The following is a 15,716-nucleotide window of genomic DNA, read 5'->3' on the forward strand; positions in this document are numbered from 1 at the left end:
GCGGGTCACCGCCCGAGCAGCGGGGCGGGGTTCACGGTCGAGCCGTTGACGTAGACCTCGAAGTGCAGGTGGCACGCACCGGACAGGCCGGTGTTGCCGGAGTAGCCGATGAGGTCGCCCTGGCGTACCTGCTGGCCGGCCGAGACGGTGGACCGGGTCATGTGGTTGGAGCTGCTCATCATCGGCTGCCCGTTGACGGTGCCGTAGTTCAACATGACCTGGTTGCCGAAGCCGGTGCGCCACTGGGCCCACTGGACCGTCGCGTCACGTGGCGCGTAGAGCGGGGTGTTGCAGTAGGTCCGCAGGTCGATCCCGGCGTGCAGGCGCGTGTAGCCGAGGATCGGGTGCAGCCGCATGCCGTAGCTGGACGTCACGTACATCGGGCTGATCGAGGTCGGGTTGGCGAAGATCGCGCCGGACCCGGTGGACGGCGCGGGCGGGGCGGGCGGCGCGCCCGGGCCAGGAGCGGCAGGCCGGGCCGCGGCGGCGGCCTCGGCCTGCCGCCGCTGCTCGGCGATGATCCCCGCCAGCTCGCTCTCCAAGGCGCTGCGCTCACGCTCGGCCTGAGCCTGCTCGGCCTCCGCCTGGGACTTCATCCCGGCCAGCCGCTGCTGCGTGGTGCGTTGCTCGGTGATCAGCCGCTCGATCTCCTGCTCCCGGGTCGCGGCGGCAGCCCGGGCGGCGTCGGCGCGCACCACCTCGGCCTCGGCCTCCGCCTTGAGGTCGGCGATGCGGTCGGTGACGGCGCCCAGCCGGGCCTCGGCGTTGCGGGCGTCCCCGGTGAGGTTCGCGAGCTCCTGGAGCATCTCCTCTTGCGCGCGCTGCGCGGTCGCGGCGGCCTGGTAGCGGCGGTTGAAGTCCTCGAGGTTTTCGGCGTCGAGGACGACGGCGAGCGGGGAGACGTCACCACCGCTCTGATACGCCCTGCGGGCGAGCTGCCCGACGCTGGCGCGCACGTCCTGGCTCCGGGCGAAGGATTCGGCAACGTCCGCCGTGATGCTCTCCTGCTGCTCGGTGGCGTCGATCAACCGGGCCTCGACGAGCGCCGCCCGGCGCTCGGCGCCGGCGAGCTCGTCCTGCGCCGCGCGCAGCTCGGCCTGCGCGGCAGGCAGGCGCGCCTCGGTGGCCGCGAGGTCGGCGACGGCCTGGCCGAGCTCGGCCGACAGCCCCTCGACCGATGCCTGCAGGTCCTCCGAGCGCTGCTGGGCGGCGTCCGCGCGCTGCTGGGTCGACTGCCGGCGGTCGTCGAGGTCGTCGGCGGCTCCGGTGGCCGGTGTGGCAGCCAGCACGACAGCTCCGAGGACGAGCGTCACGGCGAGACGTCGCGGCGTGCGGCGGGTGCGGGAGGAGGGCGAGCGCATGCGGGTGTCCTGTCGTGGTGCGGGGCGCAGCCACGCTAAGACGGTGCCGAGGATGTTCCTGGGTGCCCGTGCGGGTCTTCAGCGTTCCTTCATCTGGCGCTGCGCCCGACGGGGAGGCGCACGGTGAACGTCGCACCCTGGTCCCGGCCGCCGCTGACCGCTTCCAGGGTGCCGTCGTGCGCCTCGACGAAGGCCTTGCTCACGGTGAGGCCGATGCCCGATCCGCCGTGGTCGCGGTCGCGGGCGGAGTCCGCGCGGTAGAACCGGTCGAACACGTGGGACAGGTGTTCGGCAGCGATGCCGTCGCCGGCGTCGTGGACGGCGAGCGTGACCGCGTCGCGCTCGGCCCGCACACGGAGCACGACGGTCGCGCCGCTGACGCTGTGCCGCAGTGCGTTGTCGAGCAGGTTCGCCAGCACCTGACCGATGCGGTCACGGTCGACCGACACCGGCGGGGTGCGCGGTGCCGCGTCGACCTGCAGCAGGACACCCTTGGCGGAGTAGGCGGGGTTCGCCGCCGCGGCAGCAGCCCGCGCGAGATCCTCGGGAGCAGCGTCGGCGAGGCGCAGCGGGAGCCTGCGTTCCTCGGCGAGCGAGACGGCAGTGACGTCCTCGGCGAGCCGGCTCAGCCGGTTCACCTGGTCTCGCAGCACCTGCAGCGTGTCCGCGTCGGGGGCGCGCACCCCGTCGTCGATCGAGTCGACGTACGCGGTCAGCGTCGCCAGCGGCGTCCGCATCTCGTGCGCGAGGTCGGCCAGCAGGCGCCTGCGCGTCGAGTCGACGTGCTCCAGGCGCTCGGACATCGCGTTCATCGTGGTCGCGAGCTCGTCGAACTCTGCGCCGAGGCCCGGGACCGGCACCCGCTGGTCGTAGCGGCCTCGGGCGACGTTGCCGGCGACCACGACGATCGGCCGCAGGGACCGGGTGACCCGCCCGGCGATCCACACGCTCAACACGGTCGAGACCAGCAGCGCCAGCAGCAGCGCGGCGGCCAGGGAGAAGCTCCCGGCGGTGCCGAACGCAGCCTCGGCGTGCTCCGTGGCGTCGTTCGGGTGGTTGCCGTGGTGCTGCAGCAGGTTGTCGTGGAAGATGCCCGGCCCGATCAGCCACGCGACCGCACCAGCGGTCAGGACGGTGACGAGGGTGACCGCCGACAGGGCGACGGCCAGACGCAGCGCGACGCCCCACCGCTGCCAGGGCGGACGGCTCATCCCTGCCCCAGCTGGTAGCCGATGCCGCGCACAGTGCGCACGAACCGCCCCGTCGCGGCGTCGTCTCCGAGCTTGCGGCGCAGGTGCAGCACGTGCACGTCGATCAGGCTCTCGTCGCCGAACCAGTTCTCCCCGCGCAGCGCCTCGATCAACGCCCGCCGGGGCATCGCGGTTCCGGCGTTCTCGATCAGGCAGGCCAACAGGTCGAACTCGGTCGGCGTCAGGTCGACCGGCTCGCCCTCGAGCACGGCCTGCCGGCTGCGCAGGTCGACGGTCAGCGCGCCGACGTCCCTGGTGGGTGGGGCCAGGGGGCCGGGCGTCCGCGCGCGACGCAGCAGCGTGCGGACCCGGGCCAGCAGCTCACGCGGCCGGAACGGCTTGGTCATGTAGTCGTCCGCGCCCGAGCGCAGCCCCTGCAGGACCTCCGCCTCGTCGGCGCGGGCGGTGAGCATGACGACGTACGCGTCGGAGAACTCCCGCAGGCGCCGGCACACCTCGATGCCGTCGACGGTGGGCAGGCCCAGGTCGAGCACCACGACGTGCGGAGCGGTGGAACGGGCCGCCTCAAGCGCGCGGGCTCCGTCGCCCACCACCTCGACGTCGTAGCCGTCCGCCCGCAGGTAGTCCGCGATGACCGCGGCGAGCACGCGCTCGTCCTCGACGACCAGGACGCGCACGGGGTCGGTCTCGGTGGCCATGCCCCACGGTCCCACGAGCGGCCGCCTGGTTCCCGATGCCGCAGCCGCACCCTGCCGCGCCCTTCATCGGATCTTCATCGCCCGATGAGCGCTGCCCCGACCACGCGGACGGACCGTGCGTCGACCCAGCGAGGCACCTGTGAGCGGTACCGGGCGTACGCGCCACCGAAGCGCTCCGTCAACGCCTGCTCCTCCGCCGCGATCTGCCCGACCGAGAGCACCGCGACGAACGCCGCGACCGGCGCCACCGCGCCTGGCGACCGCCGGGCCACCGCATGAGCGAGCAGGGCCCCCGCCATCCCGAGGTACATCGGGTTCCGGCTGACCTGGTTGGCGCCGGTGAGCACCAACGCGGTCGCCCTCGTGGGTGCCACCGGGTCGACGGTCGTGCGGGCACGCCGGAACTGCACGAGCGCGTCGCCCAGCAGCCAGCCCGCGGTGACCGCGACGGGTGCGCCGGCGACGAGCGAGCCCGCCGACGGTCGCGCACCGCGGGCGAGCGCCAGCTGGACGCCGAACGCGGCCACGGCGAGCACGGCCGGCGGGACCGCCGTGGCGGTCCGCCGGTTCACGCGTGCCCCAGGTGCTCGTGCGTGCGGTGCGATGCCGGTTCGATCTGGAACGTCGAGTGCTCCACGGAGATCGGGAAGTGGCTCGTCAGGCAGTCCTGGAGCTGGTCGAGGATCCGCGCGGTGTGCCCGTCGGAGAAGCACTCGTCGTCGACCGTGACGTGCGCGGTGATCACGGGCAGCCCGGTCGCCACGAGCGACGCGTGCAGGTCGTGCACGGCCCGCACGTGCTCCACACCGAGGAGGTGCTCGCGCACGGCGTCCAGGTCGAGCCCTCGCGGGGTGGACTCGAGGAGCACGGCGCTGGTCTCCAGCAGGAGCTTGATCGCGCGCGGCACGATCAGCGCCCCGATCAGCAGGCCGGCGACCGCGTCCGCCTGCTGCCAGCCGGTGGTCGCGATGACGATCGCCGCGACGATCACGCCGACCGAGCCCAGAGCGTCGTTCAGCACCTCCAGGAACGCAGCACGCAGGTTGAAGTTCGCGGACCTGCCACCGGCCAGCACCGCGATCGCGGTGACGTTCGCGACCAGGCCGATGATGCCGAACACGACCAGCTCGGTGGAGGGCACCTCCGGGGGGTCGAACAGCCGCTGCACGCCCTCGATCAGCACGTAGCCGCCGACCGCGAGCAGGACCGCGGACTGGGCCAGGGCCCCGAGCACCTCCGCCCGCCGGTAGCCCCACGTCCGCCGGGACGTCGCCGGCTTGAGCGACAGGTGCGCCGCGACCAGTGCCATCGCCAGACCGGCGGCGTCGGTCAGCATGTGCGCCGTGTCGACGAGCAGCGCGAGGCTGCCTGTCATCAGCGCACCCACCGCCTGCGCCACGAGCACCGTGGAGGTCAGGCCGAACGCGATCGCCAGCCGGCGCCGGTGGTCGCCGCCGCCCGCGGGCGCGTGACCGTGGTCGTGGCTCATCGGGCACCTCCCGCGACGTGCCCGCACGCATCCGGGCGCGACCCGCCCTGCAGGAGACCTTCCGCCGCCCCGAGCAGGGTCGCGAGCCGGCCGGGGTCGGCGATGGCGTAGAGGGAGGACCGCCCCCGCTGCCGGGTGGTGACCAGACCGCAGTCCCGCAAGCAGGCGAGGTGCACGCTGACGGTGCTCTGCGCCAACCCGAGGTGGTCGGTGAGCTCGCGCACCGAGTGCTCACCGGTGAACAGGTGCCGCAGCATCGTGAGCCGTGCCGGCTCGCCGAGCGCACGGAACAGAGCGGCAGTGGGCGCTGTCAGCGCCGCGTCGTCGACCGGGGGCGACTGGTTATCATCATCGTCGCGTGCGGATGTCATCGTCACGCACCGATGATAGGTCGAGCGGCTCGGGCTGCGACAGCCCCGCTGCCTTCTTCATCGAATCTCCATCTCCGTCGGCGGATGGGCCGTCCGCGCTCGCTTAGCGTGCGATGCCATGAAGACCGACGCCGCCAACCGCCCGCGCCCGCTCGACCCCCGCGTGCGCAGCGCCCTGATCGCGGGCGCACTCGTGGTGCTGTCGATCACGGGACTGCTGGTCTACGCCCTGGCCACCGGCCCCCGCGGACTGGTGCCGCAGCAGGACGACGGCGCCCTCCCGGCGACACGGACCAGTTCGCACGTGCTCGACGACGCCGGCCCGGACGCACCGACCCTCGTGGAGTTCATGGACTTCGAGTGCGAGGCGTGCGGCGCCTTCTACCCGGTCGTGGAGCAGATCCGCGAGCAGTACGCCGGGCAGATCAACTACGTGATCCGCTACTTCCCCATCGAGAGCCACGCCAACGCGATGAACGCCGCGCTGGCCGTGGAGGCCGCGGCGCAGCAGGGTCAGATCGAGGACATGTACCACCGCATGTTCGAGACCCAGACGCAGTGGGGCGAGCAGCAGGCCTCTCAGGCGGATCTGTTCCGTACGTTCGCCGAGGACCTGGACCTGGACCTCGCCGCCTACGACGAGGCCGTCGCCGACCCGGCGACCCTCGAGCGCGTCCAGCAGGACCTGGACGACGGGCAGGCGCTCGGCGTGCAGGGAACGCCGACGTTCTTCCTCGACGGGCAGCGCCTGGAGCTCAGCAGCGTGTCCGACCTGACTGACGCCCTCGACGACGCCCTGAACCAGGCGGGCGGCGCGTGACCGCTGTCGCCGCGACCGCGAGCACGGTCCTGTTCGAGAGCCGTACGGCTGAGCGCCGCCGCGCCCTGGTGCTCGCTGCGCTCGCCGCTGCGGGCCTGGCGGCCGCCATCGCCCTGCTCCTGGAGCGGTTCGCGGTCCTCGAGGACCCCGCCCACGTACCGACCTGCACGCTGAACCCGGTCCTGTCGTGCACCTCGGTGATGGCGTCCGAGCAGGCCTCCGTCTTCGGGTTCCCCAACCCGCTGATCGGGGTCGTGGGGTTCACCGTGGTCCTCACAGCGGCAGCGAGCATGCTCAGCGGCGCCCGGTTCGGTGAGTGGTTCTGGGTGGGGCTGCAGGTCGGCGTCACGTTCGGCGTGGTCTTCGTGCACTGGCTCGCGTTCCAGAGCCTCTACCGCATCGGCGCGCTCTGCCCCTACTGCCTCGTGGTGTGGGCGGTGACGATCCCGGTGTTCCTGTCCGTGACCCTGCGCAACCTCCAGCGGTGGCAGCTCTCGCTACCGGTGCCGGCGCGCGCGGTGCTCTCGGTGGCGCTCGACTACCGCTCGACCCTCCTGACCTGCTGGTACCTGGCCATCATCCTCCTCGCGCTCCAGCGGTTCTGGTCCTACTGGTCCACCCTGCTCCCGTGAGACACCTCCAGCACCTTCTCATTGATACAGCGATCGCTGTACTGTTCAGCACATGCTGACTAGTACGGTGCGAATCGAGGTCCTCACGCGGCTCGGTCGTGCGATGTCCGACCCGAGCCGCGCGCGCATCCTCACTGCACTGACCACCGGCCCGGCCTACCCGGCGGAGCTGGCCGGACACCTGGGCATGACCCGTTCCAACGTCTCGAACCACCTCGCGTGCCTGCGGGGTTGCGGCCTCGTGCTCGGCGAGCCCGAGGGTCGCCGCACCCGGTACGCGGTCGCCGACCCGCACCTGGCACAGGCGCTCAACTCGCTCGTCGACGTGGTGCTCGCGGTCGACGAGGGCGCGCCCTGCACCAGCGACTCGTGCGACGTGCCGGGTTGCTGCGCCGCGTGCGAGCCCGCGCAGACGGCGCAGCACCCTCGCACCGACGTAATGGCGGTGCGGGCGTGAGCCGCGAGTGCTGCGGCCCGGACGACGACGCCCCGGGCCTGCCGTTGACGATCGGCGCACCCCTGGCGGGCACCTCTCCTGCACCGCCGGACGCCGACGACTGCTGCGACCCCGCCCCTGCGCCGCAGGAGGACGACGAGGCGTTCGTCGCATGGTGGCGCGACCCCGCGCTGCGCCTACCGGCTGCTTCGGGGGTGCTGCTCGTGCTCGGGTACGGGTTCGAGTGGTCCGGAACGGACGCGGTCGCCGGCACGGTCGCGTTCGCGCTGGGGCTGGTGGCCGGCGCGTGGACCTTCGTCCCGGGAGCCCTGCGCAGGCTCGCCCGACGCCGCCTCGGTGTCGGGCTGCTGATGACGATCGCCGCCGCGGGTGCGGTGCTGCTGGGCCACGTCGCGGAGGCGGCGGCGCTGGCGTTCCTGTTCTCCATCGCCGAGGCGCTCGAGGACCGGGCGATGGATCGCGCCAAGCACGGCCTGCGTGCCCTGCTGACCCTCATCCCGGAGACCGCGCGCCTCTCCCGGCTCACCGGTGAGGTCGTCATCCCGGCGCGGGACGTCCGTGAGCTGGACGTCCTCGTCGTGCGGCCGGGCGAGCGGGTGGCCACCGACGCCGTGGTCGTGCACGGTCGCAGCTCCGTGGACACCTCGGCGGTGACCGGCGAGTCGATCCCGGTGGAGGTCGGTCCGGGCGACGCCGTCCCGGCCGGGGCTGTCAACGGCACGGGCGCCCTGGAGCTGGAGGCGACGGCCGACGGTCGGGACAACTCCCTGACCACGATCGTGCGGCTGGTCGAGGAAGCGCACGCCCGCAAGGGTCAGCGCGCACGTCTCGCCGACCGCATCGCCCGGCCGCTCGTGCCCGCCGTGCTCGTGATCGCCGCCGCGATCGCGGTCCTCGGGTCGCTGCTCGGAGACCCGTCGGTCTGGGTGGACCGGGCGCTCGTGGTCCTGGTCGCCGCCTCTCCGTGCGCCCTGGCGATCGCCGTGCCGGTCACCGTGATCTCGGCGATCGGCTCGGCGAGCAGGTTCGGTGTCGTGATCAAGTCCGGCGCGGCGTTCGAGCAGCTGGGCGCGCTGCGCACGGTCGCGCTGGACAAGACCGGCACGCTGACGGTGAACCGGCCGGAGGTCGTCGACACACGCACCGTCGAGGGCACGACGCCCGAGCAGGCGCTGACCTGGGCGGCCGCCGTGGAGGCACGCAGCTCCCACCCCCTCGCGCGGGCGCTGCTCGCGGCCGCTCCATCGGCCGGCACGGCGGACGAGGTTGTCGAGGAACCGGGTCACGGCGTCGGTGGGCTGGTCGACGGCGTGCGTGTCGAGGTCGGTTCTCCCCGGTGGCTCGACGCCACTCCGCTGACCGAGGCGCTGGACGGGATGGAGTCCGCCGGAATGACCACCGTCGTCGTCCGCGCCGACGGGCGGACCGTCGCGGTGATCGGGATCCGGGACGAGCTGCGTCCCGAGGCGGCCGCCGCGATCGCGGCACTGCATTCCGCGGGGCTGCGCACCACCATGCTGACCGGTGACAACAGCCGCACCGCGCACGCCCTGGCGGCGGCGGCCGGCATCGACGACGTGCGCGCAGAGCAGCGTCCCGAGGACAAGGCTGCCGCGGTCGTGGCGCTCGGGACCGGCACGGCCATGGTCGGCGACGGCGTGAACGACGCCCCCGCACTGGCAGCGGCCGACGTCGGCATCGCGATGGGTGCCACGGGCACCGCCGCGGCGGTGGAGTCCGCGGACGTCGCGTTCACGGGCAACGACCTGCGTCTGCTGCCGCGCGCGATCGCGCACGCCCGCCGGGGACGCCGGATCATGACCGGCAACATCGCCCTGGCTCTGCTCATCATCGTCGCGCTGTTCCCGTTGGCCCTGACCGGGACCCTCGGGCTCGCCGGTGTCGTCCTGGTGCACGAGATCGCCGAGGTGGTCGTGATCCTGAACGGCATCCGCGCCGCACGCGCTGCGGACCCGGGCCCCGGCGCCGGACGCGTTCCGGCGCCCGCCGTCGACGCCCACACAACGGCGGCGGCGTGAGGGGACCGGCCGCGACGTCGGTGGCTGCCGACGTCGGGTCGCTCTTCGCGACCACTGCGTTCTCGGGTCCGCTGCTCCTCGCCCTGCTGGTCTCGTTGCTGGCAGGCGCCGTGTCGTTCGCCTCGCCGTGCGTGCTGCCGCTGGTCCCCGGCTACCTGGGCTACCTCAGCGGGCTCACGGCACAGAGCGTGCAGCCGGTCGGTGCGCCGGCTACGCCCCGGCCCGCGGCCCGACAAGGGAGGAGGCGGCTCACGCTCGGTGTCGCGCTGTTCGTGCTGGGCTTCGCGCTCGTGTTCGTGACGTTCGGTGCTCTGGCGGGGTCGCTGGGGGCGGCGCTGCTGCGCTGGCAGGACCCGATCACCCGGGTGCTCGGCGTGGTCGTCGTCGTCATGGGCGTCGCGTTCCTCGGCGGCGTGCCGTTCCTGCAGCGCGAGGTCCGGGTGCACCGCCGTCCGCCCGCGACCTTGTGGGGCGCCCCGCTGCTGGGCGTGACGTTCGGACTCGGCTGGACACCGTGCATCGGCCCGACGTTGGCTGCCGTCATGGCGCTGTCGCTCGACGGCGGGTCGGCCACCCGGGGTGCGCTGCTGTCCACCGCCTACGCCCTCGGGCTCGGCATGCCGTTCGTGCTCCTCGCGCTGGGGCTCGGCCGCAGCACGCGCCTGCTCGAGGTCGTGCGCCGTCGGCGCCGGACGATCTCCCGGATCGGCGGCACGATGCTCGTCCTGATCGGCGTAGCGCTGGTCACCGGCCTGTGGGGTCGCTGGGCCCAGAGCCTGCAGGGACTGATCCTGATCTTCCAGCCCGTGGTCTGACCGCCGGCGTCAGAGGCCCGGGTACGAGTGCGACCGTGAAGTTCGCGAGCCAGCCGCTAGATCTGCAGCCACGTTTACGCAGCGTTCATCCTGCTGGCATCGATCTGTGCCAATATAGAGACATGTCGAAGCAAGCCTCTCTCAGGGACATCGTCATCGTCGGCTCCGGACCCGCCGGGTACACCGCCGCGATCTACGCGGCTCGCGCGGGCCTGTCCCCCTACGTGGTGGCCGGCTCCGTCACCGCGGGCGGTGCGCTGATGAACACCACCGACGTCGAGAACTTCCCCGGCTTCCCCGACGGGATCCTGGGCCCCGACCTCATGGACAACCTGCAGAAGCAGGCCGAGCGGTTCGGCGCCGAGGTGCTGTGGGACGACGCCGTCTCCCTCGACCTGGCCGGACCGGTCAAGACCATCGTCACCGGCGGCGGCGAGACCATCCGCGCTCGCGCCGTGATCCTGTCCACCGGCTCCGCGTACCGCGAGCTCGGCCTGGAGGACGAGAAGCGGCTCTCGGGCCGCGGCGTGTCGTGGTGCGCGACCTGCGACGGGTTCTTCTTCAAGGACCAGGACATCATCGTGGTCGGCGGCGGCGACTCCGCGGTCGAGGAGGCCACGTTCCTGACCCGGTTCGGCAAGTCCGTGACGATGGTGCACCGCCGCGACGAGCTGCGCGCCTCGAAGATCATGGCGGACCGCGCCAAGAACGACCCGAAGATCCGGTTCGCCTGGAACTCCGAGGTCGTCGGCATCCACGGCCAGGACAAGGTCACCGGCGTCACGCTGCGCGACACGATCACCGGCGAGACCCGCGAGCACGACGCGACCGGCATCTTCGTCGCGATCGGCCACGTCCCGCGCACCGAGCTGCTGGTCGGGCAGGTCGACCTGGACGAGAACGGCTACATCGTCGTCGAGGGCCGGTCCACCCGGACCAACCTGCCGGGCGTGTTCGCCGCGGGCGACGCGGTCGACCACACCTACCGCCAGGCGATCACGGCCGCGGGCTCCGGCTGCTCGGCCGCGCTCGACGCCCAGCACTACCTCGCCGCGCTCGGCGACGCCGACCCCGCCTCGCCGCCTGACATCCCCGAAGCCGTGGAACACGCGGACGTCGACTTGGCAGACACGCTGGCCGCCCAGGGCGCCGACACGGCCGCCGCGGCGGTGGCGCGGTGAGCGCGCAGACCCCCGACCTGACCGCGACGCGGGGTCGGCTGTCCACGCTCGACCGGTGGCTGCCGGCGTGGATCGGCCTCGCGATGGTCGCCGGCCTCGCGCTGGGCCGGTTCGTCCCCGTTCTGGGCGAGGCGCTGGCCGAGCTGGAGGTCGGCGGGATCTCCCTGCCGATCGCGCTCGGTCTGCTGGTGATGATGTACCCGGTGCTGGCCAAGGTGCGCTACGACCGGGTCGCCGCGGTGACCGGCGACAAGCGGCTGCTGGTCAGCTCGCTCGCGCTGAACTGGGTCGTCGGGCCCGCGCTGATGTTCGCGCTCGCCTGGGTGTTCCTGCCCGACCTGCCGGAGTACCGGACCGGGCTGATCATCGTCGGCCTGGCCCGGTGCATCGCGATGGTCGTGATCTGGAACGACCTGGCGTGCGGCGACCGCGAGGCCGCCGCCGTCCTGGTCGCGATCAACTCGGTGTTCCAGGTCGTGGCGTTCTCGCTGCTCGGCTGGTTCTACCTGACCGTGCTGCCCGGCTGGCTGGGCCTCGACTCCGCCGGGCTCGACGTGTCAATCGGGCAGATCGCGGTCAACGTCCTGGTGTTCCTCGGCGTCCCGCTCGCCGCCGGGTTCGCGTCGCGGTGGATCGGCGAGCGCACCCGCGGCCGCGACTGGTACGAGGAGCGGTTCATCCCGCGCATCGGCCCCTGGGCGCTGTACGGGTTGCTGTTCACCATCGTGCTCCTCTTCGCCCTGCAGGGCGACGCCGTGACGTCCCGCCCGCTCGACGTGGCGCGGATCGCCCTGCCGCTGCTCGTGTACTTCGCGGTCATGTGGGGCGTCGGCATGCTGACCGGCCGGGGCCTGGGACTCGGGTACGCACGCTCCACCACGCTGGCGTTCACCGCGGCGGGCAACAACTTCGAGCTCGCGATCGCCGTCGCCATCGGCACGTTCGGCGCCACCTCCGGGCAGGCGCTCGCCGGTGTCGTCGGCCCGCTCATCGAGGTCCCGGTCCTCGTCGGGCTGGTCTACGTCTCGTTGTGGGCCGGCCGACGCTGGTTCACCGACACCGCTCCTCCCGTTCCCGCCGCCGCACCGCAGGAGGTTCGCTCATGACCGCCACGACTCCCACCGCCCCGCCCGTCGACGAGGCGTGCCAGCCGTCCCCTGCCGACCACGCGATGGGACTGGACGCCGCCACCCAGGTTGCCGGCACGCTCAAGGCCCTGGGCGACCCGCTGCGGCTGCGGATGCTCTCGCTCATCGCGACGTCGCCGTCGGGTGAGGCGTGCGTCTGCGACCTGGCCACGGTCGCCGAGGTCTCCCAGCCGACGGTCTCCCACCACCTCAAGCTGCTCAAAGACGTCGGCCTGCTCACCTCCGAGCGGCGCGGCACTTGGGTCTACTACCGGGTGCAGCCCGCCCTGCGCGGCGCGGTCACGACCCTGCTGGACTCGTTCGCGCCGGTGGCGGCCGAGGCGGCGCACCTCTCACCCCTCACGGGCCTGACCGACGCCGAGACCGCCCTGGCACGGATCGCCGACCGGCTGGTCGCCGCGTTCCCCGACCGCGACCCCGCGGCGGTCCTGACGGTCGTCCGCGAGTCCTACACCGGCCTGGCCCGGTCCTCGGCGGTCCGCTCCCACCTCGTGGTGAACACCGAGCGGTTCGCCCGGCAGCGCCTGGCCGATGCCGAGCGGGCGATCACGTCCGCCGCCGCCCACCGCCCGCAGGTGCTGTTCGTCTGCGTCGCCAACGCCGGCCGCTCCCAGCTCGCAGCCGCCCTGCTGCACCACTACGCCGGTGACCAGGTCGTCGTGCGGTCCGCCGGTTCCGCGCCGGCCGGTGAGGTGCATCCCGGGGTCCGGCCGTTGCTCGAGGAGCTGTCCGCCGACGCCGAGGCGTTCCCCAAGCCCCTCACCGACGACGCCGTCCGCGCAGCGGACGTTGTCATCACCATGGGCTGCGGTGACACCTGCCCGATCCTGCCGGGCAAGCGCTACGAGGACTGGGTCGTCGGCGACCCCGCCCTCGCCTCCGAGACCGGTGTGCGCGCCATCCGCGACGAGATCGACCGCCGCGTGCGCGCCCTGCTCGCCGACCTGCTGCCCGACCTCCCCGTCCCCGCCTGATCCCCTGAGGAGAACCCGATGAGCGAGACCACGAAGCCCTCCGCCCTGTTCGTCTGCGTGCACAACGCCGGCCGCTCCCAGATGGCCGCCGGCTACCTGCGCCACCTGTCCGGCGGCGCCGTCGAGGTCCGGTCCGCCGGCTCGATGCCTGCGGACCAGATCAACCCGATCGCGGTCGAGGCGATGCTCGAGGAGGGCATCGACATCCGCACCGAGCGCCCGAAGGTGCTCACCACCGACGCCGTGCAGGCCTCCGACGTGGTCATCACCATGGGCTGCGGCGACGTCTGCCCGATCTTCCCCGGCAAGCGCTACGAGGACTGGGCCCTGGAGGACCCGGCCGGCCAGGGCATCGAGTCCGTGCGCCCGATCCGCGACGAGATCCGCCGCCGCATCGAGGTGCTGCTGGACGAGCTCGGCGTCCAGCAGGTCGCCTGATCCTCAGGACCGGTCAAGAAGGCGCAGGTACGCTCCATGGGTGCCGACCTCCGCAGCAGACGAGCGGCGCACCGACTCCGGTGCGCCGCCGCTGCGCACTGTCCGGTTGGTGCTCGCCCGCGAGGAGGCCGAGCGCACCGCGAGCGTGCTGCGGGCGGTGTCCGACCCCACTCGCCTGCAGCTGCTGAGCGTGGTGCACCACAGCCCCGACGGGCGCGCCCGGGTCAAGGACCTGGCGGCGGCGCTCGAGCTGCGTTCTCCGACGATCAGCCACCACGTGTCGATGCTGGTCGAGGCGGGCGTGCTCGCCCGGGAGCCGGTGGGACGCGAGGCGTGGTTCAGTATCGTCCCCGACCGTCTCGCCGCGATCGCGGACCTCTTGCGCTGACCATCGCTCCAACCGACCTCAGGTCGTGGTTGCGGTGACGACTGCCGCTGACCAGGCGCTCGTCCTGGGCGACCCTGACGCGCTCCAGGTCCTCACGCTGGTCATGACCGATGCGCGCGGTGGCGCCGGCCCTGGTGAGCTCGTCGGACCCGGTGTCTCTTCCCGGACGGTGCAGGCGTGCCTGGACCGTCTGCTGACCGTCGGACTCGTCGAGCAGACCGGTGCGGGTGCAGGCGGCCGGTACACCGCCACCGCTGATGCGTACATGCGATTCGGGTCCGTCGTGGAGCCCGCTGCACCGCCCGGGCCCGCGACGGTCCGCACGCACGCCGCGGCGCTCGACCGGGTCGCGGCCGACCTCGCCGGTACCTTCCGTGGGGTCTTCAGCGAGCAGACCGTGGCCCGGTACGTCCACGACAGCTACGACCTGCTCGCGCGCCGGGCGAGGGTGGCGCAGCACCTGCCTGTCCTGGCTGCGCGGTTCGCGAGCGACCGCCTGAGCTCGCTCGCCCGCGGCGAGGGCAGGGTCCCCCGTCGCGGTTCGGAGGTTCTGTTCGTGTGCATCCGCAATGCCGCCAGATCGCAGATCGCGGCGGCTGCGCTGCGCCACCACGCCGGTGAGACCGTCGCCGTGCGCACCGCCGGCTCGGCACCGGCGGCGGCGGTCGACCCGGCGGTCGTGGCGGCGATCACCCGCCGGGGCTGGTCGATGGCGCTGGAGTTCCCCAAGCCGCTGACGGACGACGTGGTGCGAGCGGCGGACTACGTCGTCAGCCTCGGGTGCGGCGACGCGTGCCCGGTCTACCCAGGGCGGCACTACCTGGACTGGGACGTCCTCGACCCGGCCGTGGAGGGCGTCGACATCGAGGCGGTGGTGACCGACCTCGAGCGGCGCGTGCTGGGGCTGCTCACGCAGATCGACTCGCGGCCCCCGAGCCGCTGAGCGCGGTCACCTCCAGCCGGTACCCGAGTCCACGCACCGTTCCGATCGCTGCCGGGGCACCTGCTCGGGTGAAGTGCCGGCGCAGGCGCGCGACCGCGGCTACCAGGTTGCCGTCCTGGTCGGAGGTGGACGGCCACAGGCGCCACAGCTGCTCGCGCGGTACCACCCGGCCCGGGCTCTGCACCAGGGCGAGCAGGAGGTTCATCTCACGGCGGGCCAGCCCCAAGGGGATCCCGCTCCAGGTCGCCTCGTACGCGCCGGGGTCGACGACCAGGTCACCTGCCGACAGCACGGGCCCGCCGGGCGGCCGCGCCGGCCACACCTCGCCCAGGCGCGCCAGGACGTCGTCGAGCTCCAGCGGCAGGCGCAGCACGGGCAGCGCACCAGCGAGCACCGCGTCCGCCGGCGGGAGCCCGCCCGCCGGGTCCCACGCCAGCAGCACCGGCAGCGCCAGCTCGGCGCGCAGCGCCTGGACCACCGGACCAACCCCCGGCTGGTCGTCGTCCGCGAGCAGCACGGCGACCTGCACCGGCCGCACGGCGAACCGCACGAGCGCGGCGATCGGGTCGGCGCACCGAAGAACCACCAGGTCGACCCCCGCGAGCTCGCGGGCGAGGCCGTCGTCCAGGGCGTGTCCCGGGTCGATCACGCCGACCGTCCCGGCCGCGCCCTCGCGCCGCCAGGCGCGCACGGCGTCCTCGGCTCGGCGGGACTGCGGCGTGCTGAGCCGCCGCGTCGTCGTGGCACTCAT

Annotated in this window: 18 protein-coding genes; 11 read left to right on the top strand and 7 right to left on the bottom strand. The window is 73.1% G+C overall.

Going from position 1 to position 15,716, the window contains the following annotated elements:
• Positions 1–5: 5 nt before the first annotated feature.
• The 6 genes from KJP73_RS05960 to KJP73_RS05985 form a co-directional block, all read right to left on the bottom strand.
• Positions 6–1,361 carry a M23 family metallopeptidase gene (locus KJP73_RS05960; RefSeq protein WP_213281883.1) on the bottom strand — a complete coding sequence of 452 codons (1,356 nt, stop codon included), beginning with the start codon at positions 1,359–1,361 and terminating at the stop codon, positions 6–8.
• 89 nt (positions 1,362–1,450) lie between these two features.
• Positions 1,451–2,572 carry a HAMP domain-containing sensor histidine kinase gene (locus KJP73_RS05965; protein WP_213281884.1) on the bottom strand — a complete coding sequence of 374 codons (1,122 nt, stop codon included), beginning with the start codon at positions 2,570–2,572 and terminating at the stop codon, positions 1,451–1,453.
• Positions 2,569–3,270 carry a response regulator transcription factor gene (locus KJP73_RS05970; RefSeq protein ID WP_213281885.1) on the bottom strand — a complete coding sequence of 234 codons (702 nt, stop codon included), beginning with the start codon at positions 3,268–3,270 and terminating at the stop codon, positions 2,569–2,571. The genes KJP73_RS05965 and KJP73_RS05970 overlap by 4 nt, the downstream gene beginning before the upstream one ends.
• A 74-nt stretch (positions 3,271–3,344) precedes the next feature.
• Positions 3,345–3,842 (bottom strand): methyltransferase family protein, encoded by a 498-nt coding sequence (locus KJP73_RS05975; protein WP_213281886.1) that lies wholly within the window; start codon positions 3,840–3,842, stop codon positions 3,345–3,347.
• Entirely contained in the window at positions 3,839–4,759 is a 921-nt protein-coding gene (locus KJP73_RS05980) for a cation diffusion facilitator family transporter (RefSeq protein ID WP_213281887.1), read from the bottom strand. The genes KJP73_RS05975 and KJP73_RS05980 overlap by 4 nt, the downstream gene beginning before the upstream one ends.
• Entirely contained in the window at positions 4,756–5,130 is a 375-nt protein-coding gene (locus tag KJP73_RS05985; protein WP_213281923.1) for an ArsR/SmtB family transcription factor, read from the bottom strand. The genes KJP73_RS05980 and KJP73_RS05985 overlap by 4 nt, the downstream gene beginning before the upstream one ends.
• Positions 5,131–5,248: 118 nt before the next feature.
• Between KJP73_RS05985 and KJP73_RS05990 the strand changes: the two genes are divergently transcribed.
• The 11 genes from KJP73_RS05990 (at position 5,249) to KJP73_RS06040 (ending at position 14,965) form a co-directional block, all read left to right on the top strand.
• The gene (locus KJP73_RS05990) at positions 5,249–5,950 is read left to right on the top strand and encodes a DsbA family protein (RefSeq protein ID WP_213281888.1); all 702 of its coding nucleotides are present in this window, start codon (positions 5,249–5,251) and stop codon (positions 5,948–5,950) included.
• A complete protein-coding gene (locus tag KJP73_RS05995; protein WP_249669142.1) occupies positions 5,947–6,582 on the top strand; it encodes a vitamin K epoxide reductase family protein in 636 nt (211 codons plus the stop codon). Before KJP73_RS05990 ends, KJP73_RS05995 begins: the two co-directional genes overlap by 4 nt.
• A gap of 52 nt (positions 6,583–6,634) precedes the next feature.
• Positions 6,635–7,039: a Cd(II)/Pb(II)-sensing metalloregulatory transcriptional regulator CmtR gene (cmtR, locus tag KJP73_RS06000; RefSeq protein WP_213281889.1), complete on the top strand. Its 405-nt coding sequence runs from the start codon at positions 6,635–6,637 to the stop codon at positions 7,037–7,039.
• Positions 7,036–9,078, top strand: a complete 2,043-nt coding sequence (locus tag KJP73_RS06005; protein ID WP_213281890.1) for a heavy metal translocating P-type ATPase — start codon at positions 7,036–7,038, stop codon at positions 9,076–9,078. The genes cmtR and KJP73_RS06005 overlap by 4 nt, the downstream gene beginning before the upstream one ends.
• Positions 9,075–9,893 (top strand): cytochrome c biogenesis CcdA family protein, encoded by an 819-nt coding sequence (locus tag KJP73_RS06010; protein WP_213281891.1) that lies wholly within the window; start codon positions 9,075–9,077, stop codon positions 9,891–9,893. The genes KJP73_RS06005 and KJP73_RS06010 overlap by 4 nt, the downstream gene beginning before the upstream one ends.
• A 122-nt stretch (positions 9,894–10,015) precedes the next feature.
• Positions 10,016–11,074 (top strand): thioredoxin-disulfide reductase, encoded by a 1,059-nt coding sequence (trxB, locus tag KJP73_RS06015; RefSeq protein ID WP_213281892.1) that lies wholly within the window; start codon positions 10,016–10,018, stop codon positions 11,072–11,074.
• Complete coding sequence (gene arsB / locus KJP73_RS06020) at positions 11,071–12,180, top strand: ACR3 family arsenite efflux transporter (protein ID WP_213281893.1); 1,110 nt, start codon at positions 11,071–11,073, stop codon at positions 12,178–12,180. The genes trxB and arsB overlap by 4 nt, the downstream gene beginning before the upstream one ends.
• Positions 12,177–13,196, top strand: coding sequence for a metalloregulator ArsR/SmtB family transcription factor (locus KJP73_RS06025; RefSeq protein WP_213281894.1), 1,020 nt, complete (start codon positions 12,177–12,179; stop codon positions 13,194–13,196). The genes arsB and KJP73_RS06025 overlap by 4 nt, the downstream gene beginning before the upstream one ends.
• Before the next feature lie 18 nt (positions 13,197–13,214).
• Positions 13,215–13,634, top strand: coding sequence for an arsenate reductase ArsC (locus tag KJP73_RS06030; protein ID WP_213281895.1), 420 nt, complete (start codon positions 13,215–13,217; stop codon positions 13,632–13,634).
• Between the two features lie 40 nt (positions 13,635–13,674).
• On the top strand, positions 13,675–14,022 hold the full coding sequence (locus KJP73_RS06035) for an ArsR/SmtB family transcription factor (RefSeq protein ID WP_213281896.1): 348 nt from the start codon (positions 13,675–13,677) through the stop codon (positions 14,020–14,022).
• Positions 14,023–14,056: 34 nt separating this feature from the next.
• The gene (locus KJP73_RS06040; RefSeq protein WP_213281897.1) at positions 14,057–14,965 is read left to right on the top strand and encodes a three-helix bundle dimerization domain-containing protein; all 909 of its coding nucleotides are present in this window, start codon (positions 14,057–14,059) and stop codon (positions 14,963–14,965) included.
• Here the strand turns inward: KJP73_RS06040 and KJP73_RS06045 are convergent.
• Positions 14,931–15,716 (bottom strand): winged helix-turn-helix transcriptional regulator, encoded by a 786-nt coding sequence (locus KJP73_RS06045; RefSeq protein WP_213281898.1) that lies wholly within the window; start codon positions 15,714–15,716, stop codon positions 14,931–14,933. The genes KJP73_RS06040 and KJP73_RS06045 overlap by 35 nt on opposite strands.

Source organism: Cellulomonas hominis (assembly GCF_901521055.1).
Lineage (GTDB): Bacteria > Actinomycetota > Actinomycetes > Actinomycetales > Cellulomonadaceae > Cellulomonas > Cellulomonas endometrii.

Excerpts from the sequence above, each read along its gene's own strand:
- trxB (WP_213281892.1), top strand. The coding sequence starts at position 10,016 with ATGTCGAAGCAAGCCTCTCTCAGGGACATCGTCATCGTCGGCTCCGGA.
- cmtR (WP_213281889.1), top strand. The coding sequence starts at position 6,635 with ATGCTGACTAGTACGGTGCGAATCGAGGTCCTCACGCGGCTCGGTCGT.
- KJP73_RS05960 (WP_213281883.1), bottom strand. The coding sequence starts at position 1,361 with ATGCGCTCGCCCTCCTCCCGCACCCGCCGCACGCCGCGACGTCTCGCC.
- KJP73_RS05970 (WP_213281885.1), bottom strand. The coding sequence starts at position 3,270 with ATGGCCACCGAGACCGACCCCGTGCGCGTCCTGGTCGTCGAGGACGAG.
- KJP73_RS06030 (WP_213281895.1), top strand. The coding sequence starts at position 13,215 with ATGAGCGAGACCACGAAGCCCTCCGCCCTGTTCGTCTGCGTGCACAAC.
- KJP73_RS06045 (WP_213281898.1), bottom strand. The coding sequence starts at position 15,716 with ATGAGTGCCACGACGACGCGGCGGCTCAGCACGCCGCAGTCCCGCCGA.
- KJP73_RS05985 (WP_213281923.1), bottom strand. The coding sequence starts at position 5,130 with ATGACATCCGCACGCGACGATGATGATAACCAGTCGCCCCCGGTCGAC.
- KJP73_RS05980 (WP_213281887.1), bottom strand. The coding sequence starts at position 4,759 with ATGAGCCACGACCACGGTCACGCGCCCGCGGGCGGCGGCGACCACCGG.
- KJP73_RS06025 (WP_213281894.1), top strand. The coding sequence starts at position 12,177 with ATGACCGCCACGACTCCCACCGCCCCGCCCGTCGACGAGGCGTGCCAG.
- KJP73_RS05990 (WP_213281888.1), top strand. The coding sequence starts at position 5,249 with ATGAAGACCGACGCCGCCAACCGCCCGCGCCCGCTCGACCCCCGCGTG.
- KJP73_RS05965 (WP_213281884.1), bottom strand. The coding sequence starts at position 2,572 with ATGAGCCGTCCGCCCTGGCAGCGGTGGGGCGTCGCGCTGCGTCTGGCC.